Below are 25584 nucleotides of genomic sequence, written 5' to 3'. Positions count from 1 at the left end.
GAAAGCAATGAAATCAACAGCCGGTGAGAGTCAATCTTGCCGGCTTTTTTATTGTTTGAGTCGCGGTGAGTTATCTTGAACGGTGAAGTAGATAGTGGCAGTGGCTCAATGCGTTACGATAACATTCAGTAAATTTTGTGACTTTGATTGTTATTTTGTCAACTTCAGTTACAATGTGCGCTTGGTCGTAGAAAGGGGCATCCGTATTTGTCTCTGACCTCGAATCAAACAACCAAATTTACTAATTATTTCAATACTTTGAAATGGTTAAAACCAGCAAGTGTTGCTTGGTATGCAACACCACTGTAAGGATTAAAAATGCCTATTATTACACTTCCTGACGGCAGTCAGCGTCAATTTGACAACCCAGTTTCTACTTTAGAAGTAGCTCAATCTATCGGTCCTGGTCTTGCGAAAGCAACCATCGCGGGTCGTGTGAATGGTCAACGCGTAGATGCATGTGATCTAATCGAAGAAGATGCAAGCCTTGAAATTATCACGGTTAAAGATGAAGTAGACGGTCTAGAAATCGTTCGTCACTCTTGTGCTCACCTTCTTGGTCACGCAATTAAGCAGCTTTACCCAAATGCGAAAATGGCGATTGGTCCAACCATCGACAATGGCTTCTACTACGATATCGATTTAGAAGAATCGCTAACGCAAGAAGATCTAGAAAAGATCGAAAAGCGTATGAAAGAGCTGGCGAAAACCAAATACGAAGTTGTTAAAAAGAAAGTAAGCTGGCAGGAAGCGCGCGACACATTTGAAGCGCGTGGCGAAACTTACAAGATGGAAATCTTGGATGAGAACGTCTCTCGCGACGATCGTCCAGGTCTATACCATCACGAAGAATACATCGACATGTGTCGTGGTCCTCACGTTCCAAACATGGGCTTCTGTCAACATTTCACTCTGCTGAACGTTGCGGGCGCATACTGGCGTGGTAACAGCGACAACAAGATGCTGCAACGTATCTACGGTACTGCTTTCCACGACAAGAAGGCACTTAAAGCGCACCTTACTCGCCTAGAAGAAGCGGCTAAGCGTGACCACCGTAAAATCGGTAAGCAACTAGACCTATTCCACATGCAACAAGAAGCACCGGGCATGGTGTTCTGGCATCACAATGGTTGGTCTATCTTCCGTGATCTAGAAGTATTTGTTCGCGATAAACTAAACGAATACGGTTACCAAGAAGTGAAAGGTCCGCTAATGATGGACCGCGTTCTTTGGGAACGTTCTGGTCACTGGGACAAATACGCAGATGCGATGTTCACAACTTCTTCTGAGAACCGTGAATACGCGATCAAGCCAATGAACTGTCCAGGTCACGTACAAATCTTCAACCAAGGTTTGAAATCTTACCGTGATCTACCACTACGTATGGCAGAGTTTGGTTCTTGTCACCGTAATGAACCATCAGGCGCACTACACGGCATCATGCGTGTACGCGGCTTTACTCAGGATGACGCTCACATCTTCTGTACTGAGAGCCAAATCCAAGAGGAAGTAACCAGCTGTATTAAGATGGTTTACGATACTTACCAAACATTTGGTTTCGACAACATCGTTGTGAAACTGTCTACTCGCCCTGAGAAGCGTGTAGGTTCGGATGAAATCTGGGATCAATCTGAAGAAGCATTGAAACAGTCTCTAGAATCAATGGAAATTCCATACGAGATTCAAGAAGGCGAGGGTGCATTCTATGGTCCTAAGATCGAATTCACACTATACGACTGTCTAGATCGTGCATGGCAATGTGGTACAGTTCAGCTAGACTTCAACCTACCTGGTCGCCTTGGTGCAACTTACGTAGGTGAAAACAACGAGCGCCTAGTGCCAGTGATGATTCACCGTGCAATTCTAGGTTCTCTAGAGCGTTTCATCGGTATTCTTATCGAAGACTACGCGGGCTTCTTCCCAACTTGGTTGGCGCCAGAACAAGCAGTAATCATGAATATTACTGACAAACAGGCTGACTACGCACAAGAAGTTGCTCAAAAACTACAAAAAAGTGGAATTAGAGCTAAAGCGGACTTGAGAAATGAGAAGATTGGCTTTAAAATCCGCGAACACACTTTAAAGCGTGTACCGTACCTACTAGTTTGTGGCGACCAAGAAATGGAAGCTGGCGAAATTGCAGTACGTACTCGTAAAGGTAAGGATCTCGGTAAATTCAAAGTGGATGACTTTGTAGCATTCATCCAAGACGAGATCGCTAGCCGTAAGCTCAATCTGGAGGAATAAGCTATTAAAGGCGGAAGACGCGGCCAACAGCCGGTAAAAACAAACCCGCACCGTTTGAACGGTGAAATTCGTGGCGTTCGTGAAGTTCGTTTGACTGGCGCTGACGGTGAATCAGTTGGTGTTGTATCGATTCAAGAAGCGATCGCAGCTGCTGAAGAAGCAGGCATGGATCTGGTTGAGATCAGTCCTAACGCTGAGCCACCAGTCTGTCGCGTGATGGACTACGGCAAATTCCTCTTTGAAAAGAGCAAATCTGCGAAAGAGCAGAAGAAAAAGCAAAAGCAGGTTCAGATTAAGGAAGTTAAATTCCGTCCTGGAACTGACATTGGAGACTATCAGGTAAAACTACGCAACCTGACTGGTTTCCTAGAAGACGGCAACAAAGTGAAGGTAACAATTCGCTTCCGTGGCCGTGAGATGGCTCACCAAGACATCGGTGTTGACGTACTAAATCGCTTGAAAGCTGACACAGAAGAATTTGCTGTTGTCGAATCTTTCCCTAAGAAGATTGAAGGCCGTCAGATGATCATGGTGCTGGCCCCTAAAAAGAAGTAATTAACGGCTTTTACAAGTAAGAAAACCTAGCCGTTGACCCGAAAAGGTCTAGCGGTTGGGTTTTGTTCGCCCTAATTACTATTGTTATAAACAACTCAACAATGCGGAGTTATTCATCATGCCTAAGATGAAAACCAACAAAGGTGCTGCTAAGCGTTTCAAGAAAACTGCTGGTGGTATTAAGTACAAGCACGCTACTAAACGTCACATCCTGACTAAGCGTACTACTAAGAACAAGCGTCAGCTACGTCCAAATGCAATCCTTCCTAAGTGTGAAGTGGCTGCAGTTGCTCGTATGATGCCATACGCTTAATTCTTTTTAGTTATCAATCGTTTAGTTTAGGAGAAGCATAATGCCTCGCGTAAAACGTGGTGTACAAGCTCGTGCACGTCATAAGAAAGTTCTAAAACAAGCTAAAGGTTACTACGGTGCACGTTCACGTGTTTACCGCGTAGCTTTCCAAGCAGTTACTAAAGCTGGTCAATACGCTTACCGTGACCGTCGCAACAAGAAACGTCAATTCCGTCAACTATGGATTGCACGTATCAACGCTGCATCTCGTCAAAATGGTCTATCTTACAGCCGTTTCATCAACGGTCTTAAGAAAGCATCTATCGAGATCGACCGTAAGATTCTTGCTGACATCGCAGTATTCGACAAAGCAGCATTTGCTGTACTAGTTGAAAAAGCGAAAGCTGCTCTTTAATTAGCAGTTTAGGTTTAAGGAAAGGAGAGCTTCGGCTCTCCTTTTTTATTGGCGTAAAATCAGCTTGTGTGAGCCAGTTCGTTAACTGAATAGTGGTTCGCGAGGGAGTAGACAAAGATAAATTAATATTTCAAAAGAGTTGAGTGATATAGCATATAAATATCTATCTAAGGTGGTATACAAAAATAAATAGTTGCCCACCAAGCGCTACTTATTTTTAATAATCTCAAATCTCAAATCTCAAATCTCAAATCTCAAATCTCAAATCTCAAATCTCAAATCTCAAATCTCAAATCTCAAATCTCAAATCTCAATTCTCAATTCTCAATTCTCAATTCTCAATTCTCAATTCTCAATTCTCAAATATGCATCCAATGTCTTAATTAATTACCATGGTTATTTGTTTTCATAAACGTCGTTAATTAAAACGAACGAGTTAATCTAGAATTCAATACATCGAACTTGAGCTAATTCACATAAATAACAATTACGCAGTTAAGAGTGGTATTTACATTTTTGCAACTTGGTGATGATGGTTTTTTCGACAAAGCCAATGAAAATCGAGTGTCAATTGTTAATTAATTTAACATCTAAACTCATGGTTGTGATGGGTGTCACTAAATTTGCTCGAATTTGGTTGGTCTTTGATTTTGATTGATCAATAAATGCGCAAAATTAGTGATTTTGATCTCTTTTTTGTTTTGTTGATTAAATAATAATTAAGGCAAAGGAGAGAAGGCTATGAGAATCGGAATTGTATTAAGCGGAGGCGATGCCTCCGGGATCAACAACTTTGTCTTCCAAGTCGCAAGGCTTTCTAAGGCAGATATCGTGATATACAACGGCGGCATACTTGGCTTGTTAAGTGGCAGTAAGAAGGAGATTGGTTTTCGTGACTTAGCGGATTACTCGATATCTTCAATGCCAATTATTTGTTCAGGGCGTACAGAGCGCCTACTCAACGACAGCGAATATGACGCGATTGCAACAAGGCTGAAAAAGGACCGAATTAGCGCGCTGATTTGTGCTGGTGGCGATGGTTCAATGCGTTTTTTACATCGCTTGAGTGAGTTTGGTGTCAACTGTTTTGGTGTCGGTATGACGGTCGATAATGACTTAGCAGACTCCGAGTTCACCATCGGTTTTTCAACGGCTTGTGAACAGGTACTAAAAGAAGTTGCTAAGTTAAGAACGACAGGTCGCGCGTTGCCAAATCGAGTATTCATGGTCGAAGTATTAGGCGCTTACTGTGGTGAGCTTACGCTTCAGTCGGCAATCAAGTCCAACGCAGACTTTGCATTAATACCTGAACATCAAATATCAACACAAGATTTAGCTGAAAGAATTCAACAGAAGTTAGCGTTACAAAATAGCGTCGTGATTCTTTGTGCTGAAAGTTATACCCACGAGTATCAGCCTGGTTTCCAAGGGGCAATTGATACAGTGTCAGCGAGCCTCGAGCCATTAATCGGTGTTCGTATTCGTAAAACAACAATGGGCTTTGGTTTGAGAAGCGGAGACCCAACAACAGAGGAAATTTATCAAGGCACTATCGCAGCGGCAGAGGTTGTACGTTGTATACATAGTGGAATGGCGAACAAAGTAATCATCATTAATTCAAGCAATAAACCTATACCAGTGGACCTAGGTGCAATGACGAATCGTGTTGTCGACAAAGAAGGTCACTATTTTAAATTAGCCCAACAACTTGGCATTGTTTAGATCTTAGGAATTATTGCATTAACACAAGGAGAATTAGCATGGCTTACAATATTTGGTGTGTTTGTGGCTGTGGTTTAGGCTCGAGTTTCGCATTAGAAATGACAGCGAAACCGATATTAGAAAAATTAGGTTTAGATTTTAAATTAGATCATACAACAGTATCTGAAGTATTGGCTCTTAAACCAGATGCAATTATTACTTCATCTACATTTTCTGACGCAATAAAAGCAAGTGCATCACCAGAAGATGCAGAAAAAATTATTACAATAAACAAATTTACCGATAGCGTAGAAATGGAAGAAAAACTTTCCAGTTTCTTCAATAAATAGCACTAATTAAATTCCTGAAAGATAACCACCTAATAAACTCCCCCTTTATTAGGTAGGTTTTCTGCACCCTGAAAATAAAAAGCAAACTATTTGCATGGAGCATATCATGAACGCTTTTTTTGAATTTATCGTGAAAGACTTATTAGGTCAAGCATCTATATTGATAGCATTTATTGCTATGCTGGGTTTGATTCTACAAAAAAAAGGTTTTGGCAAAATATTTGAAGGTACCTTTAAAACCATGCTTGGCTTCTTGGTCATGATGGCGGGTATCAACATTATTGTTGAGACACTCACATTCCTAAACAACATCTTTACCCATGGTTTTGGTATGACAGGTTACATCACGGATGTAGCAGCGATTGCTGGGTTAGCAAACCAACAATTGGGTACCGAAGTGGCGTTAACGCTTATTGTTATTTTCGCGACGAATATCATTATCGCGCGCTTCACTCCGTGGAAGTACATCTTCTTAACCGGGCAAGCGTTATTATGGATGAGTACCATCGGTGCAGTCATCGGTTATAAAGCAGGTTTGACAGGCATGACATTGGTCATGACCGGCGGTATCTTCGGCGGCATCATGGCGGTCGCAATGCCGGCCATCGCACAACCAGTCGTACGCCGTATCACAGGTAACGACAACATTGCGCTAGGTCACTTCTGTACGATTGGTTATATGGTTCAAGCTGCTGTCGCTAAAGTGGTTGGCAAAGGCTCGAGATCGACAGAAGACATTGAGCTACCAAAGAGTTTTTCTTTCCTAAACGATACCTACTTATCAATGGCTGTGGTCATGATCCCAATGTATTTGATTCCAGCGATTGCTGCGGGTCCACAATATATTGGCGAGTTTTCTAATGGCATGAATTACCTGATGTATGCCTTTATGCAGGCAATGGTATTTGTTGCTGGTGTATTCGTCCTTTACTCCGGTGTTCGCTTATTGCTACAAGAGTTGGTACCAGCATTCCAAGGTATTGCAATGCGTCTAGTGCCAAATGCGAAACCAGCACTTGATTGCCCAGTACTATTCCCATATGCACCAAACGCGGTAATCCTAGGTTTCCTATCAACCACCGTTGGTACAGTGATTGGTATGTTGGTATTCCCTATGTTTGGTCTGGCTATGATTCTGCCGGGTCTACTGACTAACTTCTTCGCTGGTGGTACGGCTGGTATCTTCGGTAACGCGATGGGCGGTCGTCGCGGCGCCATCATCGGTGGTGTGGTGCATGGTCTATTTATCACATTCCTACCGGCTATCTTAATTCCGTTGTTAGAAACTTACGGCTTCGTTGGCGTGACGTTTAGTGACTCGGACGTAATTTCTACAGGTCTATTACTTGGTAATGCATTTAACGGCAACTGGGGCTTTGTTATCACCTTCATCGTGTTTGTTGTTGCGGTAACTTGGTTCGTAAATAAATCACTGGCTAACAAAGAAGAACAGAAGGAGCTACACAATGAAACTGCTTAACTTTAAACAACTTATGCCAATCGCTGAAGAGCGCGGTTTCAATGCGGTAGGTTCGTTCAATGTTCATTGCTTAGAGATGCTACCAGGCTATTTTGAAGCCGCTATGGATACCAACTCGCCACTAATGCTGCAGATTTCGACTGGCACCGCAGAGTATCTTGGCTATGAGTTGTTGGTTGGTTCGGTTAAAGCGTTAGCCGAAGCACATCAAGTGCCAACTTGTTTGCACTTAGATCACTGCTCAAATATCGAAGATATTAAAACCGCTATCGATAAAGGGTTTAGCAGTGTGATGTACGATGGTTCACATTTGCCTTTAGAAGAGAATATTGCCAATACCAACTTGGTCATTGAGTATGCCCGAGCACGTGATGTGACTGTTGAAGCTGAATTGGGAGCCATTGGTGGGGCTGAAGATGGTAAACAGATTGATGATGAAGACATCGCGTTTACCAAAGTTGAAGATGCGGTCGCGTTTATAGAGCAGGCACCAGTCGATATGTTGGCAGTGAGCATCGGTACAGTTCACGGTTCCTATACAGCCAAAACTAACATTCAGCATGACTTGTTAGAGCAGTTGGCTCAGGCAACACATATTCCTTTAGTACTGCATGGTGGTACAGGCGTGAGTGATGAAGATATGCGCTTTGTCGTTCGTCATGGCATGGATAAGGTAAATGTCGGTACTGAGATGAATGTGCAGTGGGTAAAAAATTGTCAGGATTCTTTTGCTAGCGGCAAGGTCAATGACTCTGTGCGTAAATTCTTTATTCCAGCAAGAAAAGCGGTACGAGAAGTGATCGCAGAGAAAATCCGTTTATTCCAGTAACAGTATTTGCCCCGTTCCGGCGGGGCTATTTTGAGGTGTCTATGGGACTGTTTTCAAACTTATTTGGTCGTCAGGAAAAAGCGCCAATTGATGAGTCGCAAGCTCAATCGTTGCAACAAGAGATACGGGTTCTCGAAAGTCATTTAGAGAGTGAGCCTGCCAATGTTGAAGTGCAACAGGCATTAATTGCCAAATATAGCCAAGCCAGTTCTGTTTATTCGCAAGCGCCTTCATTCCGAGGGCAAGTTAATGATGTTTTTACTCGTCTAAATGAGCTGAGAAACATGGCTCGTAGCAATTTTTAACCGCGATAGGAGTGCCGCCAATGTTAAAACAACTGCTCGTTGAAACTGACGCCATTCAGTTGCAGGTGGAGACCAATGATTGGAAAGAAGCGTTAGCCATTGCCGCTAAGCCGCTTTTGCAACATAAAGTGATTGAGCCTGAGTATTTAGAGGCAATAACCAATACCACCCAAGAGTCGGGACCGTACTACGTATTTGAAGATGAGATGTTCGCTTTGCCTCACGCCAGACCAGAGCAAGGCGTAAATAAAATGGGTTTTAGCTTAGTGACGTTGAAACACCCAATATCAATCAACTCCAGCCCGGAAGTGGACATGATTATTATGTTGTCGGCGGTCGATAGTCGCAGTCACATAGAGCAAGGTCTAAGACCGATTTTCGAAATGCTATCTAATGATGATGCCAGAAGTAAGATCCGCATGGCAACCACAAGGGAAGAGGTGTTAAGCGTATTATGAAAAGAGTCATTATAGTTAACGGCGTGCCGGCTTCCGGTAAAAGTACCACAGCAAAAGCGATCGCAAATGAATTTGGTTTCCCTTATCTCTCTATCGATACGATTAAAGAGCCATTTATGGATATTCATGGTGATATAGATCGAGCATTCAATCGTGAAATGGGTAAAGCTGCTTATCAAGTGATTTGGGATACCGTCTCCAGTGCGCCGCATCAGTGCACTTATGTGATTGATGCTTGGTTTGGTTTTCAACCTAAGGCACTACTTGAGGATTATCTAACCTCCGCGGGAGTGACTGAAGTACTGGAGATCTGGAATCAAGTATCACCAGAATTGGTGGTAGAACGTTACCGACAGCGTCTACCCGACCGTAAACCTGGGCATCCTGGTGAAGAATATATTCCTGAGTTATATGCACTAGCTGAACGAGCGCAAGCTATGGCTATTAGCCAAGTAATCACAGTGGATCATGCTAAACCAATCGACCTAAATGTGTTAAAACAGCAAGTCAAAACCCATCTTTGGGGACGAGAAGTCGCTTGATCAACTGTATTTATGATTCTGCATGCTCTCTTTTCAACCAATTATGGTTGGGAAGAGAGTTTTTATAGTCATTCGGATAAAGTTTCTAGTAAGAACCTTTATTTGGTTGTTATGACTGATTTTTCTGATAATACATAGTTACTTTATCTGTGTTTTTTGAAATGTTCATCACAATAGAATGAAATGACTAGGTGTTCCACTATGATAACATCGAGATGGATCACATTAGATCGAGTTTGTCTTCACTAGTATGCGCATGATTTGTTTACAACCAGATGAATACAAATAATGAAAAAACACATCTTATCGAACGCTATTTTGCTCTCTCTTGCCTTTCCTACCTTGGCCGCTGATGGCGATATCCATCAAGTAACGATTTTAGGCACTTCTGATCTGCATGGTCATTTTATGGCTTGGGATTACGCGGCAGATAAACTCAATATGCGTGGTAGTTTGAGCCAGATTGCCACCAAAGTGGCGGAGATCCGCGAAGAACAGTCGAATACTATCCTTGTTGATGCGGGTGATACCATTCAAGGTAACTTTGTCGAAACCTTTAAAGATGAGCCTGTCGATCCGATGATGTTGGGTTTTAACCACATGAATTACGACGTCTGGGTATTAGGCAATCACGAGTTTGATTTCGGGCTAAACGTATTAGATCGTTCGCTAAGCCAATTCAAAGGTCAATCATTGGGCGGCAACATTAAACGTCCTGACGGCAACCCATTCCTGCCGGGTTACACCATTATTGAGCGTGATGGGATCAAAATCGGTGTGATTGGTATGGATACGCCAATGACACAAGTGTTTGCTGAAGGTACTAACCGCCTAGAAGGGGTGACATTTACCAACCCAACGTTAGAAGTTAAGAAGGTTATTGAGCAAATTGATGACAAGGTAGATGCGATTGTATTGGTCGCGCATATGGGCTTGGATAACGAGAACGATATCGCCAATACGGGCGTGACTGATATTGCGAATGCCAACCCAGAGCTTGATGCAATTGTGGCGGGTCATATGCATACTCGCATTGATAAAGCCGTCGTCAATGGTGTGATTATCACTGAGCCTGATAAATACGGTCGTGCTCTTTCTCGAATTGATCTGCAATTTGAAGAGCGTGATGGTAAGTTCAATTTAGTTAATAAAGACAGCTACACCTATAAAATTAACGGTGTCGATTCTGATAAGCAGATGGATGCGTTATATCAACCGTATCACAAGCGTTTACGTGAGATGGCTAACCGCGCCGTTGCAGAGCTGAAAGGAGTTGATTTAGTTCCAGAGAATGAAATTCGCGGTATTCCACAAGTTCATATCCAAGATACGGGTATCAGCGCGCTATTCCAAGAAGCAAGTTTCTTCTACGCGCCGAAAGCGAATGTGATTGCGCTACAAATCGACAACGATAATGCCGAGTTGGATGTCGGACCGATTAAAGCGAAGGATATTGCTTACAACTACCAGTATGCGGGTGGTGAGATCACCGTTTATCAGATGACAGGTAAAGAACTAAAAACGTATATGGAGTGGTCAGCAGGCTACTTTAACTCGGTGGTTCCGGGCGATGTGACCTATAGTTTCGATCCAATTCGCCGAGCGTCTAAGTACTCGACCAACGATTTCTTTGCCGGTGTAACTTACACCATCGATTTGACTCAACCTAAAGGTCAACGTATTACTGAACTAAAGTTTGCTGATGGTGAAGCGATTACCAATGATACAGAAATTCGTCTAGGTATGAATAGCTACCGTATGGGGCATTTGACTAAGAAAGGCGGTGTATTAGAAAACCGTCAATTCCCAGTGCTATTCGATACTGAAGCAGAGTACGGCGAAGAAGCGGGTACGATTCGCAACCTAACCATTAAGTACCTTAGCGAAGAGAAAGATGGCGTTTACCAAGGCAAACCTATGCAGCGTTGGCACCTGAGCGGGTTAGATAATCAATATGCTGAGCAACGTGAAGTGGTGAAAGCATTGATTAACGCTGGTGAAATAGATGTTCCAATGAGTGAAGATGGTCGATACACCAATATTGCTTCGATCAACGTTAAAACATTGATGTTTGACAATGACCAAGCCGCACAACAAGCGATTGCTGAGCGAAAAGCCAACTTGAAGCAAGCGTCAAACGCAGACAAAATTAATCTGCAGCGCGAGATTAAGCTGATTGAAGCATTGAACTAATCAACAGTCGAAATCCTCGCCATACCAAGCCTAGCAATACGCTAGGCTTTTTTCGTTCTAGCTTGAGTTTAAATAGGTAACTGGGGTAGCACTTGGTATGATAGCGGGAAATCTAAATATCAATCACGAAGGAAGCTTAGCTTCATGAATAACCAACCAAACAACCCCCTGCATGGTCTTTCACTAGAAAAGATCTTAACTCGTCTCGTTGAACATTATGGCTGGGCAGGGCTTTATGATGAGGTGCGAGTGAACTGCTTCAGTAAAGATCCATCAATTAAGTCATCACTAAAATTCTTGCGTAAGACTCAATGGGCTCGCGATAAAGTTGAAGCGCTGTATATCAATACTTTTTCTTAACTCAAGGTTATAAACCAATAGGTTTAAAGATAGGGATACACATTGCAACAATCCATAGTACACATTGCGCTGGTTGTGAAAGATTACGACGAAGCCATCGATTTTTATGTTAGTAAGCTCAATTTTGAATTGGTTGAGGACACTTATCAGCCTGAACAAGATAAGCGTTGGGTTGTGGTGTCGCCGCCGGGATCGAATGGAGTGACTTTACTGCTCGCTAGAGCTTCAAAGCCTGAGCAGTTGGACTATATAGGCAACCAAGCGGGTGGGCGGGTATTTCTGTTCCTTAATACTGATGATTTTTGGCGAGACTACCATCGGATGCAGTCGCTTGGAATTCAGTTTGTTAGGGAACCGAAAGAAGCAGAGTACGGTACTGTCGCGGTATTTAAAGATCTCTACGGTAACTTGTGGGATTTATTACAATTAAATCCGGATCATCCGATTGCTAAACGACACGGCAGTTAGTTTTAGTCGGGATATTGGCGAAGAACATATCCGAATAGTAAAACAAGGAGAGAGTTATGATTAATCGTTTCGATCATATCGTATTGACGGTTGCGGATATTGAACGCGCAGTGGATTTTTATCATAGAGTGCTACAGATGGAGCCTGTCACTTTTGCTAATGGTCGCAGAGCGGTCAGGTTTGGTCAGCAGAAGATTAATTTTCAATTGTTAGGTCAAGAACCAAGGAATCAAGCTAAGGTTGGCTCGGGTGATTTGTGTTTGATTACTAATTGGTCGCTAGAGCAGGTCACTGAACATTTAACCGCTCAAAATGTTGAAATCATCGAAGGGCCGGTGACGAAATCGGGAGCATTAGGCGCGATAACGTCCGTCTATTTTTTAGACCCTGACCAAAATTTAGTGGAGGTCAGTGTGTATCCTGAGTGTTAAGGTTGAGCTTAGCGCTAGAGAGTTCAGCGCGTTTCAATGCGCTGAACTAATACCCATCTATTTAACTGAGATACTGAGCTATTTAGCGACTTTGTAAGTCGCGACAAAACCCTTCACAGCAGATTCAACAGTAAGCTTTAGCTGATCACAACTTGGTGGTGTTTGGTGCGCTAGTAATTGTGGCCAAAACACGACGGCTTTAATGCTGCCAATATACTGTTCTACGGCTAATGGAATGTTACTCACCTCTAGGTAGTTTGCCTCAATACCTTGACGAACCCATTCGTGTAGACCGTAACAATCTTCAATGGTCTCAAATTTGCTCATAAGCATACTCGATGCTTTTGGACAGCGGATGCACTCAGCCATCACCATGCGCGCGGTCATCTGAAAATCTTCAGTATTGATATAGCACAGCTGTTTTAGGGTTAATTCTGTTAGCTGCTGCTCAATTGACACTGAAGGTTCAAATTTTGCCGTCGTTTGGTCATCAAATCGACATATCATCTTATCTACAATGACTTCAAACAGGGCATCTTTGTTTGGGTAGTACTTGTAAAGCGTGCGTTTAGATACACCAGCTTGCTTTGAGATACCTTCCATACTTGCTTGCTCAAAGCCTTTTTGAGAAAAAACCTGAATGGCAGAATTGATGATATCTTCTTGTTTTAAATCGCTAATTTTAACCATGACTCAGCTTCACTATGAATAAAAGTAAACGATGGTGTTTACTTTTAATTAATTAGTTTCTAAAGTATACACCATCGTTTACTTTTTAAGATAGTGAATAGGTCATAAAAATGGGCAAGCTTACTAACTCGGTAGTTTTTAATTTGGTTGAGAAAATGAATCCGTTTCGTCATTCGACAGCGGTGTTGAACAGTGAAAGGGTACGCCAGCAGCGTATTGCACAATCTCCTCAATTTCAAAACGGCAAAGTTGTAAGCCATTTACCTAAGGTCGCGAGCAATGAAAGTATGTCGAGTGTTATGAAGAAGTTCTTCTTTGAACGTTCATTACTAAAGCCGAATGCACCACTACCATACCAGCCGATTGACCCGGATTTGTTTGATACGATACCGACGTCACCGCGAGTAACTTGGTTGGGGCATTCGAGCTTGTTTATCGAAATTGATGGCAAAAAGTTGTTGCTTGATCCGGTCTTTGACTATGCCTCTCCGTGGTTCGCTAAACGCTTGTTCTCTCGTAATGTGAGCGCACCAATTGAGCGTGAATCATTACCGACACCCGATGCGATTGTCATTTCACATGATCACTACGATCACTTGGAAGAAGCTACGATTCGTTATTATGCGGATAAAGCGGTGACATTTATTGTGCCATTATCGGTGGGACGTCATCTTGAAAAGTGGGGTGTCGCGCCGGAGAAAATTGAAGAGTTAGATTGGTGGCAATCCGTGGTGATTGATAGTGTCGAGTTAACCGCAACACCAGCTAATCATAACTCAGGTCGTACAGGATTCGACTCCAATGCAACGCTCTGGGCATCATGGGTAATTAAAGGAATAAGTGGCTCGCTGTTCTACAGTGGTGATACTGCTTATGATAACCACTTTAAGCAAATTGGAGATCGTTTTGGACCTTTTGATATCGCTTTTATTGAAGTTGCGGCTAACGTTAAGCAAGGCAAAGGTTTTCCGGTGGAAAATTGGGGGCATATGCAAGCCAGACACACCGCACGTGCCTATCAAGACTTGCAAGCCAAGGTATTAATGCCCGTTCACTGGTCAACTTATGAATTGTTTGCTCATTATTGGGATGAGCCGATTTATGATTTGCTGGAAGAGGCTAAAATAATCGACGCAAAACTTGTGACTCCAATGGTCGGGGAGAGTTTTGAACTTAATTCAGAGCTAAATACTAAGCATTGGTGGCTTAATTCTGACGTTAGTCTAGAGAAAACGAACTTGAGTTACCAAGGATAAGTGCAGTAGCTGAGTGCTAAGAAACGAATGAAAGCCTTCCTTTCGGAAGGCTTTCATGATCTTACTGGTTTGGTGAATACACTTCACCAGCTGAGATAGGATCGATTTTGAGGGTCTGGGTTGGAAACGCGATATCCGCGCCGTTATCCGCCACGATCGCCATGATCTTTAGCAGTACATCTTGCTTTACTTCTTGATAGCGAATCCAGTTAATAGTTTTGGTAAAGGTGTAAACCATCACGTTTAACGAAGATGCACCAAATCCGTTTAGATTGACGATAAGCGTTTGATTGGCGTCGATATCTGGGTGGTTCTCCAGCATCGCTTTGATATCTTGGGTGATCTTTTCTACCTTGCTGCCATCATCGTAACGCAATCCTACGGTTTCATAGATTCTTCGATTGAGCATGCGAGATGGGTTTTCTACCACGATATTACTGAAAACAGAGTTAGGTACGTAGAGTGGGCGTTTATCAAAAGTACGAATGATGGTCATTCGCCAGCCAATACGTTCGACGGTCCCTTCAATTTGACGATCGGGCGAACGAACCCAGTCTCCGACTTTAAATGGGCGATCGAAATAGATCATCATGCCGCCAAAGAAGTTGGAGAGTAGATCTTTTGCGGCTAAACCGACAATTAGACCACCTACACCACCAAAGGTGAGTAACCCTGATAGGCTGAGTCCAAACGCTTGCATTATGGTCAGTGCACCGATGGTCAAAAAGAACAGACGGGCAACTTTTGCTACGGCTTGCACTGTGGTTTCATCGCGCTTTTTCTGTGCTAAAACGTACTCTTCAGCGTTATTGATCAGGCGCATGATAAACCAAACAAAGATAGCAATAACTAAGATCAGTTTTACTGTACTCAACCAATCTAGGCTGCTTCCCATCTGTTGTTGGAGTAAAAAACCAATAGAGATAGTCGCCGGCCAACTCCAAATTAAAGCGCTGACAGGTGTTTTTAATGCCTGTAGTGTCAGATTGTCCCAATGAATAGTGGTACGTTCGACGAGAGCTTCTAAGCGCCCGTAGATGACACGCCATATAAGCCAGATAATTAAACTGGCGGCTGTCAGTAGCACGACATTGGTATCGAGTTGCTGATACAAAGACTCCCAGCTAGTAGGAATTAGTGATTTGATTTGGTTCATATTTTTCGTCTAACTATTGTGTCAGGGCGAGTATAACGATTTGTCAGGCAGACTCAAATCGACTTTGCTTAGCCAGGAGAGGACTTGGTTACTTTTCACTAAAGTGATTTGATATGGCACTGCGTCTTTTATTAGCGATACCACCGCCTTCCATGTCAATTTGATCTTCATAACCCTGCTTAACGAAGTGAAGAGCAGGACTGCTTGGCTTGATCCTTCTGAGACGAGGAATCTCATTGATGTAGGCAAGTTGATAAACGTAATTGCCGGAGCCCGTGGTGACTTGAACTTCACTGCCGTTAAACTCAAATTGAGTCGAAGTGAGTCTATGGTTGCGTAAAAAACCGGTTTGATTGAATTCGATGGAGTTGCGGCTTTGGCTCGACGTACCCACTTCAATCCAACGACCGTAGATATGTTTTGGGTCAATGGAGTCTTGATAGGCATGATAGGAGTACACAACTGCAGCGCCGATCCCAGCACTACCAAGCAATAAAAATAGGCACTTGGCGACGACAGCAAACTTGTCGCTATAATCTGCGGCACTTGATCGTTTCCGTTCCTTTGCCATTTCTAGTCTTCAAGTTGAGTACCATGGTGAACAGCTTGTTAAAATAGTGACTTGAAGGCAATTTAAATGTGGCGATCTTTGATCTTCTGCGCAAACAATGATTAATTATCTAAATAGGGAGTGACAAGTGCTTGAATGTTAATCCTCGCTTTTAGACGGGCAGCCAGCAGATATAAACCGCCAATTTTCCGATGTAAGAAGATTGCATCAATCGGAGGCGTGTGCCAGTAGTTTTCTTGCATGCTAAGGGCTGTGCCTTGTTGGCGAATTTTGTTGGCTAAATCGGATTGCCCGAAATCGTACTCACCATCGAGTTTCATCGGTTCGCAAGCAAGTTGAACTAGACCAATGATTGCTTGCTTTTGGCTTTCGACAATCGTTTGGCTGAAAAATCCGATTTGTCGCAGGGCAGACTCAAGCGCATTGCTGTCATCTTGCATCACCGCGCGGAATGCTTTGCGATACCCTTGGCTAATATTATCGCTGTACTCTCGCGTTGCGCCAAAATCGAGTAGTACAACCTTGTCTTGCTGTTGATTGTAGCGATAGTTGGCAAAATTTGGGTCAGTTTGCACTAATTGGAATTCAAATAGCTCTGCAAAAAACAACTCAAGCAAAGCGTGCATGACTTTATCACGCAATTCTTGAGGGGCATCGATTAAACTCTCTATCTCGACACCATCCACATACTCCATGGTTAACACGGTTTCACTACTTAATTGCGGATAAGCACGGGGCACAATGAAGTTGTCATGTTGGCTGAGGTTGTGCTTATAGCGTTGTAAGTATTCACATTCCAATTGGTAGTTGGCTTCAGCATGCAACTGCTTTTTTGCTTCCTCTAATAAGCTTTTGAAGTCAATGTCTTTAGGAATGATACCGACGACGTTAAGTAGTGTCGCCACGTTATCGACATCACTGTCGATGCTATTGCGAATGCCTGGGTACTGAACTTTGACTGCAACGTTTTCACCATCGTCGGTGTAGGCTTGATGTACTTGACCAATAGAGGCGCTTGCGACGGGCTTAAAATTGAACGATAAAAAGTGTTGTTTCCATTGTGTACCTAAACCACTCTCTAAAACTTGGTTTAGCTGTTTTGACAACATTGGGTTTGCATCAGAGCGCAAACGCGCCAGAATATCAGCCAGTTCAGGCGTGAGCATGTCCCCACTGTCCATCGATAGCATTTGTCCCACTTTCATCGCCGCCCCTCTCAAATGAGCAAGTTGGTCAGCTACGCGTTTAATATTGGCTGGCGTTAAGACCAAGTCTTTTGCCTGCGGTTTCTCACCTTTAAGCAGTTGTTTGGTGCCTTGGGCAACAACATTGCCGCCAATTCGAGTGGCAAGAGAAGCAAATTGTCCTATCCTGGCGAGTCGATGAGTTGGGATCTTTGATTCTTGGTCTGCCATATTATTCGCTAATTAACCTTGTATTGAGTGGGAAAACATAAGCCTAAACCGTAAGTTATTGCTTGTTGTTGTGCAAGTTTTGGTATACAAAACAGACACTGCAATTTTTGCAATAGAGACAAGCTGCCGTGAATTGTTGTGTTATTCGAGCAACGGTTTTATCGACCTGGTTTTCTATACGTGGGAGCTGCGGTAGTCGTTCAAGTCAATAAGGAATAAAAATGAAACACAATGTATATTTTGAAGGAAGTGTCCAGTCGCTAGCTTTTACTCAACAAAGCGATGAATCAAGTGTTGGCGTGATGTCACCAGGTGAATACACTTTCGGTACCGCAGCACCTGAGAAAATGACCGTAATTAAAGGGGCTTTGACCATTAAACGTGATGGCGAAGAAGAGTGGATTACATATCGTGATGGTGAAGCTTTCAATGTCGCGGGAGATTCGTCATTCGACATCAAAGTTGAGCTTGCTACTGCTTATCTTTGTGAATATCTATAGTCTTAACACGTTCGGTTAACCCCAAACAAAAGCCGCGCTTAAAGCGCGGCGATAACCAAGTATATTGCTTTTATTACAATATAGGACGGCAGTGGATTGAGTCCTTTTGTGGTTATAAAGTGGTATTCCCTACAAAATCGTTTAGCTCCGAATCGACGGCAGACCAGCGAGCGACAGAAACAGAGCTTAGGTTTCGCTACTTTTAATCAATCTTCTTTAGAGCTATGCATTCGGTAAAATATCAACCTTTTGACTATACTAACATTGTCGGTATAGAAGAGGAGGTTGATATGGCAGTCGGTCCACGACAAACTAACTCCAATAGTCGTTATGATGCGAACAAAGATTTTACTCAAGATCAGTTGCGTCGTTTTGGTTACGTTGCCAACCAAGCGCAAAGTAATCGCGATCTGGAGAAAAAACTGACGCCAACAAAACCCACGAGAGCAGAGGATCAAGATCCTAAACCAAATAAACCCACCAATAACCGTGAGCAAACTCAGGCTTTACGTTACGCTGTTTGGCTGTCTATCGCGCTGATTGCCTTGCTTAGTTTTATGTACGTGACCGGCTGAGCTAATATCATGCACATTGTGCTCTTGAGGCATCTCTTCAAGTGAATTTAGAATCGCCCCGCTGTAGTATCTGTATTGATTCTTCCCCGAGTGTTTGGCGGCATACATCGCTTTGTCTGCACATCGAGTGAGTTCATGTAAGTTATCTGCATCTTGTGGATACAAAGCCACGCCAACACTGACTGTCAAACTGCTTACTTTATTATTGCCGGCGTAACTGTCGTGAAATAGGTTACTGATGCGCTCCAGAATACCATCGAGATCTTTTTTGCTTCTCACGTCATAAAGCAAGATAACAAATTCATCTCCAGCAAAACGGGCGATCGAGTAATCGTGATGGTTGTTTTTACGATCTCGAGTGCGAATGTTGTTTTTTAACCGTCGAGAAAAATTTTGTAAAACACGGTCTCCCACTTCATGACCGTAGGTATCATTGATCTCTTTGAAGTCATCAATATCAAGAAATACGAGTGCGGTCGTGGTTGATAAATTACGCACTTCAGTGAGTTTGGTTCGAGCCCAATTTTCAAAACTCCAGCGATTTGCTAGCCCGGTTAATTGATCTAAGTAGGCGAGGTCTTCAATGCCCTCGCGATAAAGGGACTGGATGTAGTTGAGGAGTTTGGAGTAGTAGAAAGAGGCGGTATTACAAATGATACAGCTAACAATTAACCCAAGCAGGAAACTATGTTGTAAGCCGTAGCTTGTCTCAGTTCCTTGATTGAAAACATTAGTGGCGATGGCGAGAAGGCAAAAAATAGAGCTGCATATTAAACCGATTTTGAACTCATTAATAATGATCACCGCAACCATTAAAGGGAATAACCAAATCAAACGGTCTGGAAATTGTGCTCCATACAATAACAGCGTTAAGCCTTGAAACATTAAAACCCCGGTTAGGGTCACATCGGTATAGTAAAGCCCATCTTTGCGTTTCAGCTGCCATAGGTTGAAGCTGATGATTAAACTGCAGACAAGATTAATCGTAGTAAAGGTATATTCTTGATGGTAGAAGTGATCAGCAGCGTAGCCGAGCATTACAATGAGAGCGACAATAGAACACAAGCGCACGAGCTTACACTTTCGTGTTGCACGAATATCTGCCATTTCCTCTAGATGACTGCCAACGAAATTACTCATTTCTTGATGTGTCCCTATGTTCATATTGCAGAACTAAGTCTAGGAGAAGAATTTGGTCTATGAAGTTGCTAGAAGCTTAAATTATGTGATGAGCATCAATTATATTTATGAATTATAAATACCGAACTCAACAAAAACACCGGATTGCTCGGAATAGCGCTCTAGTTTAGCGATGCAAATTGTTCTCGGAGCCAGCTTCTGATCATCAGGACATTTTCATTTCTCAGACTTTCTCTTTGGCAGGCAAAATAAAACTCTTGATAGGGATTTAATGTGGTTCCTCCTACCTCTACCAGTAACCCTTGTTCCACATCATCTTTGATAAATAGTCGATGGGTGACAAACACACCTAGTTTACGAACACACGCTTGTACGGCTTGCACAGACGCAGCGAAGCTCAGGTTTTGACTAATTTCTGGCATTGGAATTTGATTGTCACTACACCAAACTTGCCAGTCATACTTACGTCTATCGTTAGCGGCGAGAATTGCAGGGAATTTTTCTAGCAATGCTTCGGGCGTCGTAGCGTAGTTAAGTAGATCAGGGTGGCAGACCATTACAAGTTCATCATCGGCAAGCTTTTCACAATAGTAGTCAAGCCACTCATCGGTTTTTCCATGAATAATAGCAATATCGACGCCCTCTTCTTCTAGGGGGAAGCTGCCAATTAACGTCGAGATACGCACATCAATCTGTGGTGCGTAACGACTAAAGCTGGGCATATTGGGGATCCACCAATGCATTGCCAGCGAGTTAACCATATTAAGCGTGATTCGGGGTGAATGAGCCACAGCGCGCAGAGCGTTGGTTGCCGTAACAATGGTCTCCAATGCGGGAGCGATTTGATAATAATATTTTTGACCAGTTGCATTAAGGATGACTTGTCTTCCCTTACGTTTAAATAGCGGACGTCCCAATTGAGTTTCAAGACTCTTGATGGCTTGGCTGATTGCAGAGTGGCTGACGTGCAATTGATTCGCTGCTTCGGTCATGCTGCCCGTTTGTGCTACGGCGACAAATGAGTAAAGCGACTTTAAAGGTGGAAGAGTCTTCATCTGTAAGTATTCCTTACAAGTTGCGTTAATTTTATTCGTTATTCAATAGGGTATAGGCAGGCTACAATGTGTGCAACTATCGGGAGGTGATTATGTTGCGCCAGTGGTACCCAGTACTATTTATGTTGTCTTCAACGTTCAGTTTGTCATTAACCGGCTTGCTGACGAAATATCTGACTACTCAGTTAGACTCTAACTTACTTAGTTTTCTACGCTTCTTGCTTCCAAGCATTATTTTGATGGTGTTTTTTATTGGTCGTAAGTTACGCGTGCCTCCCCATCAATTACTCAAGCCAATTTGGGTTAGGGCTTTTTGTATCGGCGCTTGCCAAGTCTGTTTTATCTATTCTCTTTCTCACTTAACTTTGGTGGAAAGTGTGGTGTTGTTTGGAACCGGACCACTCTTCTTACCTTTGTTAGAAAAATTAATCTATGGGGTGTCGATTTCAGGGCTTACCATAGGGGCACTCATTGGAACATTCGCGGGTGTTGTTTTACTGGCAGGTGACGTCAGTGGGATCGAGTTTCGGGTTGAACTATTGGTTGGCTTGGCTGCAGGCGTGTTTAATGCGGGCTCTCAATTGAGCTTGTATCGCGCGAGTAAAAGTGAACTCAATCCTTATGAGATAAACTTTTGGACATTCATTTTTGCCGCACTGTTTATCGCGCCAATATTGCTCGTGAGCGCTAGTGTTGATGCGACACTTTGGCATCCTCAAGAGATGAGTTCGCTGTTGGTCATGGTGATACTGCTGGTCCTTGCTGTATTGATCATTAATACCCAAGTATTCCGTGCCAAAGCATACAAACTGGCAGATTCCGGTTCTCAACTCGCACCGTTAATCTTTACTAACTTACTTTTTACTGCACTCTGGCAACTGATGTTTTTCGATGTGTCGTTTAATTATTATCAGTTGATGGGCTTGAGTCTGATCATTGTCTCGACAATCGCCAATGTATTGCTACCTCGGTGGTTAGCATATCGGCAATCCAAGTTGGTGTGATTGAGGGGTAACTAGAGCCCTATTGGTTTAGGGCTCTATCCGATTTTGCTTACTCTATTTTGCTTCTAAACCATAAGGCATACGAGAAAATATTTCTGGCTGGTTCAAGAAGGTCGGTGCTTTATTCACTTGCTGCCAATCTAATAACATAATCGCTAAAACATTACGGTGCTCACCATGAGAGAAATCGAAATCCCCAGTGACAGATGGCACCATACCTTTTTGTCTATCGATCGCTTTATTGATCGCTTTACGGGTTTTTTCTACCACAGGGTCGTCCTCTAGACCCGCGAGCAAGAACGAAATGCCGACCTCCGCAATCACATCTTCTTTTGCTCGAAGTATGATTTGGTCAATGTTCTTACGGAAGTAGTCGTAAATCCATTGGTGTTGTTTTTCATCCACTTGCTTTTGGTAATATTGAGAGTCGGCAAAGATGATGTGGGTCATACCGTAAAGCTTATTACCATACTGTTGTGGTGAGAGTTTTTTATCACTGCTGTCCGGGTAGGTTTGGCGGAAACTGCTGACGAACTCATCCACGACATCCTGTTCGCCAAGTTGACGTAGCCAATAGACTTGATTGGCTAATTGTGCTGCCCATGCGCGGATCATATCTGGTTCGGTGGCGTAGCGAGAAAAATCATAACGGCGGATGACTTGACGCAGTTTTTCATCTTGCTGGTGTTTTAAACCGTATTCATTCGCTCTCGCCATTGAACCTAGCAGGTCGACGCCCAGATAGAGATACTCAGGCATATGTTTGGTTGCTTTAAAACGGCGGATGCTGCGTTCGTCATCATCACCGATATAGCCAGATAGACGCCCTTCGGAGTAGATATAGATACTCTCTGGTGTATTCACTTCGGCGGCGAAGTAATTCAAGCGACTAGCAACACGAGCTAAATCGCTCCAAATTGCTGCAGCGTACTTTGGGTCGAGAGTTTGGCGATACATTCTGAGAGCATAGTGACCTTCCTTGAAAGCGGGCAAAGTGTAAAGCTGTTGCTCATAGGTTTGCTTGATCAGATTGGCTGATTCTTGGTATGCAGAAGACGTATCGGCAAACGCGTTGTGCGATAGAGCAAAGCCAAGTAGCAGAGAGAGTAAGGTGTGACGCATTAGCATATCCTAGCTGATGAGTTATGAAGTGCGCAGAGTAGCAAACATCACACATATCAATGTGAGCCGCATGTCAGATTGATACCCGGTAGGTGCAATAAATTCAATCTTAGCGTTAAGTTTAGCTGCAATCTGACAACTTAAAGGATATTGCGAAAGGTCAGATTGATACGAGGTTGTGACACTTTACGGCTTTTTGGGAGAGCGTGTCGCCAATGATTTTGTGTCTCTCCTGCCATGACTAATAGGCTGCCATGGCTCAGTTGAAAATCAATCTTTTCGTCACCACGCTTTTGTTTGAGTGAAAATTTGCGCTCGGCACCAAGGCTAACTGATGCGATGGTGGGGTTGAGTCCAAGCTCTTTTTCATTATCTTGATGCCAGCCCATGTAGTCTTGTCCATCGCGGTAAAGATTGAGCAAGACGGTATTGAATGGTTGCTGGCAAATCTGTTCACATTGATGTTTTAACTGCGCGATGGCTGGTGGCATTGGATTTGGTTCAAGCCTGAGTCCTGAATACTGATAAGCTCTGTCACCAAACCATGCTTGAAGTCGAGGCTGCAATACTGAACGACCAAACATGGATGTGGATTCTTGTTTCCATGTGATCTCTTTCATTAAGTTCTGGAAAAGCTGATCCGCTTGGTTTTGCGTCAAAAACTGTTCAACGTGTAACAGATTTCCTTTGTCGACCTGCAGCCAATTTGGTGAGTTAGACATACTTTTCGCACTCCTTTGTTGTCATTTTTGTTATTAAAAGCAAGATTTTCGATGTTTTTTCGTCACGTTTACTATATTTTGTAATAATTGATAAAGATATCACCAAATTTTAGTGACTTATCGCTTGTACGTAGTTTGAACAACGATGGCGCAAGATCATCGATCACTCAAGCAATAAATATTGAGCTCATTTTTACCGGGGGACTTTATGAGGTTTGAACGTAGCTGGCACCGCTGGTTAACGTGGTGTTTTGCTATCCTCATTGCTTTAGCTATCGCGTGCATTGAGTACATTAACAATGTACAGCACCAATATATTCAACAGACTGAGCGAGACAGTGTGAGAGAAGAGCTCTCTATTATTCGCTCACGCTTAGAAGCATTAATCATTTCTGATATTTATCTAGTCAATAGCCTCCCTGTTGTGGTGGCGGCAAACAGTGAGTTCTCACGTTTACGTTGGCGCGAAGTCGCACAAATTGTTATTGAGCGTAGTTCTCATATTAAAGGGATCATTTTGGCTCCTGATGACGTGATTAAGCTGGTTTATCCATACAAGTATGATCGCTATATTGGCACTCCTATCGGTAAGCCGGTACGCAATCAAGGCGCTAAACTTGACTATCAGCTTAACCAAGAACCATTAGTTGCGGATGCGGTAGAGTTAGATAATGGCGATCTTGGTCTAGTTGCTAGAGTGCCGATTTATACGGATCCGCCGTTTAATCAACGTTACTGGGGAAACGTCAGTGTTGTCATCAACCTAGAAAACCTTCTAGATAATGCCGGTGTGAGTGAGTTTGCCAAGAACTATAGTTTGGCTATCGCTGCAGTCGATGAACAACTTAAGCCACAATCGTTTCTGCTGGGTGATGCCTCTACGCTCCAATCTGCCTTTGCTAGTGAATTGGTGCTGTTTCCCAATGGTACATGGATAATTGCAGCCTCGGCGAATCAGAGTGCTTTCTCGAATGTGAATTGGTTCCATTTAAACAGCGCTCGCTTGATTGGCTACAGTTCTTTGTTATTACTCTGTGGAGCCTATTTCGCGGTTTCGCGTCTCTACCGTAATGCCAATCAACGTTCATTGCATGATGAGTTAACCGGTCTGCCTAATCGACGTTACTTTATGTTCACTTTTAAGCGCCAGTTTGACCTTGCAAAGCGAGCTGGCTCAAAAGAGAGGTTTGCACTGCTAAACATCGACTTGGATAAGTTCAAGGAGATTAACGATCTCTATGGTCATGATGCCGGTGATAAAGTGTTGGAAGTGGCGGGACAAAGGATACAGTTCGCTTTGCGTTCATCTGATGTGGTTGCTCGAGTTGGTGGGGATGAGTTTTTAATTTTGTTGCCGCGTATTATGGAGTCGTCTCATTTAGAGTCGGTCATCGAGAGCATTCGTAACCATTTGACCAGTGAACCGATTCAATATGACTCGTTACCGATCAAGTTGCACGCCAGTATTGGTTATGCGATTTATCAGCCTGATATGGAGTCAGTGGAAGACATGTTCAAAATTGCGGATGCCGCCATGTATCGCAACAAATTGCGTATTACTGACTAGTAATTGCATTTTGCAAAGGATGATTTTTGCATTTTAAAACTGAATTTGCATTTTGCAATGAAGTTATGCACGTCGTTTGGCTGCAATTGATGTATATTTGTGCTAATTCACTGATTTTTAGTGGTTTGAAAAGTTGGCACGATAGCTGCTTTATGTAAAGTGACCCTTATTAAGCCGAGGGTCAC

28 protein-coding genes are annotated in these 25584 nt (G+C 43.1%); 20 read left to right on the top strand and 8 right to left on the bottom strand.

Annotated elements, in window-relative coordinates; translation table 11 throughout:
- Positions 1-318: 318 nt before the first annotated feature.
- The 15 genes from thrS (at position 319) to GZN30_RS19535 (ending at position 12626) form a co-directional block, all read left to right on the top strand.
- Complete coding sequence (gene thrS / locus GZN30_RS19605; RefSeq protein ID WP_075650587.1) at positions 319-2247, top strand: threonine--tRNA ligase; 1929 nt, start codon at positions 319-321, stop codon at positions 2245-2247.
- Positions 2248-2250: 3 nt separating this feature from the next.
- The gene (gene infC / locus GZN30_RS19600; RefSeq protein WP_075650585.1) at positions 2251-2802 is read left to right on the top strand and encodes a translation initiation factor IF-3; all 552 of its coding nucleotides are present in this window, start codon (positions 2251-2253) and stop codon (positions 2800-2802) included.
- Positions 2803-2920: 118 nt separating this feature from the next.
- Entirely contained in the window at positions 2921-3115 is a 195-nt protein-coding gene (gene rpmI, locus GZN30_RS19595) for a 50S ribosomal protein L35 (protein WP_075650814.1), read from the top strand.
- Between the two features lie 40 nt (positions 3116-3155).
- Complete coding sequence (gene rplT / locus GZN30_RS19590) at positions 3156-3509, top strand: 50S ribosomal protein L20 (protein WP_004401084.1); 354 nt, start codon at positions 3156-3158, stop codon at positions 3507-3509.
- A gap of 741 nt (positions 3510-4250) precedes the next feature.
- Positions 4251-5231 (top strand): 6-phosphofructokinase, encoded by a 981-nt coding sequence (locus GZN30_RS19585; protein WP_075649747.1) that lies wholly within the window; start codon positions 4251-4253, stop codon positions 5229-5231.
- Between the two features lie 38 nt (positions 5232-5269).
- Positions 5270-5560 (top strand): PTS sugar transporter subunit IIB, encoded by a 291-nt coding sequence (locus tag GZN30_RS19580; protein ID WP_075649746.1) that lies wholly within the window; start codon positions 5270-5272, stop codon positions 5558-5560.
- A 106-nt stretch (positions 5561-5666) separates the two neighbouring features.
- Complete coding sequence (locus GZN30_RS19575; protein ID WP_075649745.1) at positions 5667-7040, top strand: PTS sugar transporter subunit IIC; 1374 nt, start codon at positions 5667-5669, stop codon at positions 7038-7040.
- Entirely contained in the window at positions 7027-7869 is an 843-nt protein-coding gene (locus tag GZN30_RS19570; protein ID WP_075649744.1) for a class II fructose-bisphosphate aldolase, read from the top strand. The genes GZN30_RS19575 and GZN30_RS19570 overlap by 14 nt, the downstream gene beginning before the upstream one ends.
- A 41-nt stretch (positions 7870-7910) precedes the next feature.
- On the top strand, positions 7911-8174 hold the full coding sequence (locus tag GZN30_RS19565) for a hypothetical protein (protein WP_075649743.1): 264 nt from the start codon (positions 7911-7913) through the stop codon (positions 8172-8174).
- Positions 8175-8194: 20 nt separating this feature from the next.
- On the top strand, positions 8195-8632 hold the full coding sequence (locus GZN30_RS19560; RefSeq protein ID WP_075649742.1) for a PTS sugar transporter subunit IIA: 438 nt from the start codon (positions 8195-8197) through the stop codon (positions 8630-8632).
- Positions 8629-9174 carry an AAA family ATPase gene (locus tag GZN30_RS19555; protein WP_075649741.1) on the top strand — a complete coding sequence of 182 codons (546 nt, stop codon included), beginning with the start codon at positions 8629-8631 and terminating at the stop codon, positions 9172-9174. Before GZN30_RS19560 ends, GZN30_RS19555 begins: the two co-directional genes overlap by 4 nt.
- A 288-nt stretch (positions 9175-9462) precedes the next feature.
- Positions 9463-11367 carry a bifunctional metallophosphatase/5'-nucleotidase gene (locus GZN30_RS19550; protein ID WP_075649740.1) on the top strand — a complete coding sequence of 635 codons (1905 nt, stop codon included), beginning with the start codon at positions 9463-9465 and terminating at the stop codon, positions 11365-11367.
- Between the two features lie 144 nt (positions 11368-11511).
- Positions 11512-11727, top strand: coding sequence for a VF530 family protein (locus GZN30_RS19545; protein ID WP_075649739.1), 216 nt, complete (start codon positions 11512-11514; stop codon positions 11725-11727).
- 42 nt (positions 11728-11769) lie between these two features.
- Positions 11770-12195 carry a VOC family protein gene (locus tag GZN30_RS19540; RefSeq protein ID WP_075649738.1) on the top strand — a complete coding sequence of 142 codons (426 nt, stop codon included), beginning with the start codon at positions 11770-11772 and terminating at the stop codon, positions 12193-12195.
- A gap of 56 nt (positions 12196-12251) precedes the next feature.
- A complete protein-coding gene (locus tag GZN30_RS19535; protein ID WP_075649737.1) occupies positions 12252-12626 on the top strand; it encodes a VOC family protein in 375 nt (124 codons plus the stop codon).
- Positions 12627-12704: 78 nt separating this feature from the next.
- Here GZN30_RS19535 and GZN30_RS19530 read toward each other — a convergent pair whose 3' ends face one another.
- Complete coding sequence (locus GZN30_RS19530; RefSeq protein WP_075649736.1) at positions 12705-13316, bottom strand: TetR/AcrR family transcriptional regulator; 612 nt, start codon at positions 13314-13316, stop codon at positions 12705-12707.
- Between the two features lie 155 nt (positions 13317-13471).
- Between GZN30_RS19530 and GZN30_RS19525 the strand changes: the two genes are divergently transcribed.
- Positions 13472-14572, top strand: a complete 1101-nt coding sequence (locus GZN30_RS19525; protein ID WP_075649749.1) for an MBL fold metallo-hydrolase — start codon at positions 13472-13474, stop codon at positions 14570-14572.
- 61 nt (positions 14573-14633) lie between these two features.
- On the opposite strand, the gene GZN30_RS19520 is transcribed toward GZN30_RS19525, so the two are convergent.
- The 3 genes from GZN30_RS19520 to GZN30_RS19510 all read right to left on the bottom strand — a co-directional run bounded on the left by GZN30_RS19520 (position 14634) and on the right by GZN30_RS19510 (position 17714).
- Positions 14634-15728, bottom strand: coding sequence for a mechanosensitive ion channel family protein (locus GZN30_RS19520; protein WP_075649735.1), 1095 nt, complete (start codon positions 15726-15728; stop codon positions 14634-14636).
- Positions 15729-15816: 88 nt separating this feature from the next.
- Complete coding sequence (locus GZN30_RS19515) at positions 15817-16299, bottom strand: DUF2850 domain-containing protein (RefSeq protein WP_083627177.1); 483 nt, start codon at positions 16297-16299, stop codon at positions 15817-15819.
- Positions 16300-16400: 101 nt separating this feature from the next.
- Entirely contained in the window at positions 16401-17714 is a 1314-nt protein-coding gene (locus GZN30_RS19510) for an ABC1 kinase family protein (RefSeq protein ID WP_075649734.1), read from the bottom strand.
- 221 nt (positions 17715-17935) lie between these two features.
- Between GZN30_RS19510 and ppnP the strand changes: the two genes are divergently transcribed.
- A complete protein-coding gene (gene ppnP, locus GZN30_RS19505) occupies positions 17936-18214 on the top strand; it encodes a pyrimidine/purine nucleoside phosphorylase (RefSeq protein WP_075649733.1) in 279 nt (92 codons plus the stop codon).
- A 290-nt stretch (positions 18215-18504) separates the two neighbouring features.
- The gene (locus GZN30_RS19500) at positions 18505-18789 is read left to right on the top strand and encodes a hypothetical protein (protein ID WP_075649732.1); all 285 of its coding nucleotides are present in this window, start codon (positions 18505-18507) and stop codon (positions 18787-18789) included.
- On the opposite strand, the gene GZN30_RS19495 is transcribed toward GZN30_RS19500, so the two are convergent.
- Together GZN30_RS19495 and GZN30_RS19490 are read right to left on the bottom strand one after the other, a co-directional pair.
- On the bottom strand, positions 18721-19929 hold the full coding sequence (locus GZN30_RS19495) for a GGDEF domain-containing protein (RefSeq protein ID WP_083627176.1): 1209 nt from the start codon (positions 19927-19929) through the stop codon (positions 18721-18723). The genes GZN30_RS19500 and GZN30_RS19495 overlap by 69 nt on opposite strands.
- 161 nt (positions 19930-20090) lie before the next feature.
- A complete protein-coding gene (locus GZN30_RS19490; RefSeq protein WP_075649730.1) occupies positions 20091-20984 on the bottom strand; it encodes a LysR substrate-binding domain-containing protein in 894 nt (297 codons plus the stop codon).
- A gap of 92 nt (positions 20985-21076) precedes the next feature.
- Between GZN30_RS19490 and GZN30_RS19485 the strand changes: the two genes are divergently transcribed.
- Positions 21077-21988 (top strand): DMT family transporter, encoded by a 912-nt coding sequence (locus tag GZN30_RS19485; RefSeq protein ID WP_075649729.1) that lies wholly within the window; start codon positions 21077-21079, stop codon positions 21986-21988.
- A gap of 54 nt (positions 21989-22042) precedes the next feature.
- Here the strand turns inward: GZN30_RS19485 and GZN30_RS19480 are convergent, their stop codons facing one another.
- Both GZN30_RS19480 and GZN30_RS19475 read right to left on the bottom strand, forming a co-directional pair.
- Complete coding sequence (locus tag GZN30_RS19480) at positions 22043-23110, bottom strand: DUF3541 domain-containing protein (RefSeq protein WP_075649728.1); 1068 nt, start codon at positions 23108-23110, stop codon at positions 22043-22045.
- A 140-nt stretch (positions 23111-23250) separates the two neighbouring features.
- Positions 23251-23832, bottom strand: coding sequence for an alpha-ketoglutarate-dependent dioxygenase AlkB family protein (locus GZN30_RS19475; protein ID WP_075649727.1), 582 nt, complete (start codon positions 23830-23832; stop codon positions 23251-23253).
- A gap of 208 nt (positions 23833-24040) precedes the next feature.
- Here GZN30_RS19475 and GZN30_RS19470 point away from each other — a divergent pair, with 208 nt between their 5' ends.
- Positions 24041-25399 (top strand): sensor domain-containing diguanylate cyclase, encoded by a 1359-nt coding sequence (locus tag GZN30_RS19470; protein WP_075649726.1) that lies wholly within the window; start codon positions 24041-24043, stop codon positions 25397-25399.
- Positions 25400-25584 lie beyond the last annotated feature (185 nt).

This window comes from Vibrio ponticus, from assembly GCF_009938225.1.
GTDB lineage: Bacteria > Pseudomonadota > Gammaproteobacteria > Enterobacterales > Vibrionaceae > Vibrio > Vibrio ponticus.
The sequence above is the reverse complement of the archived record's forward strand: the minus strand, read 5'-3'. Positions and strand labels throughout refer to the sequence as shown.

What these genes read in the sequence shown, in the direction of transcription:
- thrS (WP_075650587.1), top strand. Translation starts at nt 319, where the DNA reads ATGCCTATTATTACACTTCCTGACGGCAGTCAGCGTCAATTTGACAAC.
- rpmI (WP_075650814.1), top strand. Translation starts at nt 2,921, where the DNA reads ATGCCTAAGATGAAAACCAACAAAGGTGCTGCTAAGCGTTTCAAGAAA.
- rplT (WP_004401084.1), top strand. Translation starts at nt 3,156, where the DNA reads ATGCCTCGCGTAAAACGTGGTGTACAAGCTCGTGCACGTCATAAGAAA.
- GZN30_RS19585 (WP_075649747.1), top strand. Translation starts at nt 4,251, where the DNA reads ATGAGAATCGGAATTGTATTAAGCGGAGGCGATGCCTCCGGGATCAAC.
- GZN30_RS19580 (WP_075649746.1), top strand. Translation starts at nt 5,270, where the DNA reads ATGGCTTACAATATTTGGTGTGTTTGTGGCTGTGGTTTAGGCTCGAGT.
- GZN30_RS19575 (WP_075649745.1), top strand. Translation starts at nt 5,667, where the DNA reads ATGAACGCTTTTTTTGAATTTATCGTGAAAGACTTATTAGGTCAAGCA.
- GZN30_RS19570 (WP_075649744.1), top strand. Translation starts at nt 7,027, where the DNA reads ATGAAACTGCTTAACTTTAAACAACTTATGCCAATCGCTGAAGAGCGC.
- GZN30_RS19565 (WP_075649743.1), top strand. Translation starts at nt 7,911, where the DNA reads ATGGGACTGTTTTCAAACTTATTTGGTCGTCAGGAAAAAGCGCCAATT.
- GZN30_RS19560 (WP_075649742.1), top strand. Translation starts at nt 8,195, where the DNA reads ATGTTAAAACAACTGCTCGTTGAAACTGACGCCATTCAGTTGCAGGTG.
- GZN30_RS19555 (WP_075649741.1), top strand. Translation starts at nt 8,629, where the DNA reads ATGAAAAGAGTCATTATAGTTAACGGCGTGCCGGCTTCCGGTAAAAGT.
- GZN30_RS19550 (WP_075649740.1), top strand. Translation starts at nt 9,463, where the DNA reads ATGAAAAAACACATCTTATCGAACGCTATTTTGCTCTCTCTTGCCTTT.
- GZN30_RS19545 (WP_075649739.1), top strand. Translation starts at nt 11,512, where the DNA reads ATGAATAACCAACCAAACAACCCCCTGCATGGTCTTTCACTAGAAAAG.
- GZN30_RS19535 (WP_075649737.1), top strand. Translation starts at nt 12,252, where the DNA reads ATGATTAATCGTTTCGATCATATCGTATTGACGGTTGCGGATATTGAA.
- GZN30_RS19530 (WP_075649736.1), bottom strand. Translation starts at nt 13,316, where the DNA reads ATGGTTAAAATTAGCGATTTAAAACAAGAAGATATCATCAATTCTGCC.
- GZN30_RS19525 (WP_075649749.1), top strand. Translation starts at nt 13,472, where the DNA reads ATGAATCCGTTTCGTCATTCGACAGCGGTGTTGAACAGTGAAAGGGTA.
- GZN30_RS19520 (WP_075649735.1), bottom strand. Translation starts at nt 15,728, where the DNA reads ATGAACCAAATCAAATCACTAATTCCTACTAGCTGGGAGTCTTTGTAT.
- GZN30_RS19515 (WP_083627177.1), bottom strand. Translation starts at nt 16,299, where the DNA reads ATGGCAAAGGAACGGAAACGATCAAGTGCCGCAGATTATAGCGACAAG.
- GZN30_RS19510 (WP_075649734.1), bottom strand. Translation starts at nt 17,714, where the DNA reads ATGGCAGACCAAGAATCAAAGATCCCAACTCATCGACTCGCCAGGATA.
- ppnP (WP_075649733.1), top strand. Translation starts at nt 17,936, where the DNA reads ATGAAACACAATGTATATTTTGAAGGAAGTGTCCAGTCGCTAGCTTTT.
- GZN30_RS19500 (WP_075649732.1), top strand. Translation starts at nt 18,505, where the DNA reads ATGGCAGTCGGTCCACGACAAACTAACTCCAATAGTCGTTATGATGCG.
- GZN30_RS19495 (WP_083627176.1), bottom strand. Translation starts at nt 19,929, where the DNA reads ATGAGTAATTTCGTTGGCAGTCATCTAGAGGAAATGGCAGATATTCGT.
- GZN30_RS19490 (WP_075649730.1), bottom strand. Translation starts at nt 20,984, where the DNA reads ATGAAGACTCTTCCACCTTTAAAGTCGCTTTACTCATTTGTCGCCGTA.
- GZN30_RS19485 (WP_075649729.1), top strand. Translation starts at nt 21,077, where the DNA reads ATGTTGCGCCAGTGGTACCCAGTACTATTTATGTTGTCTTCAACGTTC.
- GZN30_RS19480 (WP_075649728.1), bottom strand. Translation starts at nt 23,110, where the DNA reads ATGCGTCACACCTTACTCTCTCTGCTACTTGGCTTTGCTCTATCGCAC.
- GZN30_RS19475 (WP_075649727.1), bottom strand. Translation starts at nt 23,832, where the DNA reads ATGTCTAACTCACCAAATTGGCTGCAGGTCGACAAAGGAAATCTGTTA.
- GZN30_RS19470 (WP_075649726.1), top strand. Translation starts at nt 24,041, where the DNA reads ATGAGGTTTGAACGTAGCTGGCACCGCTGGTTAACGTGGTGTTTTGCT.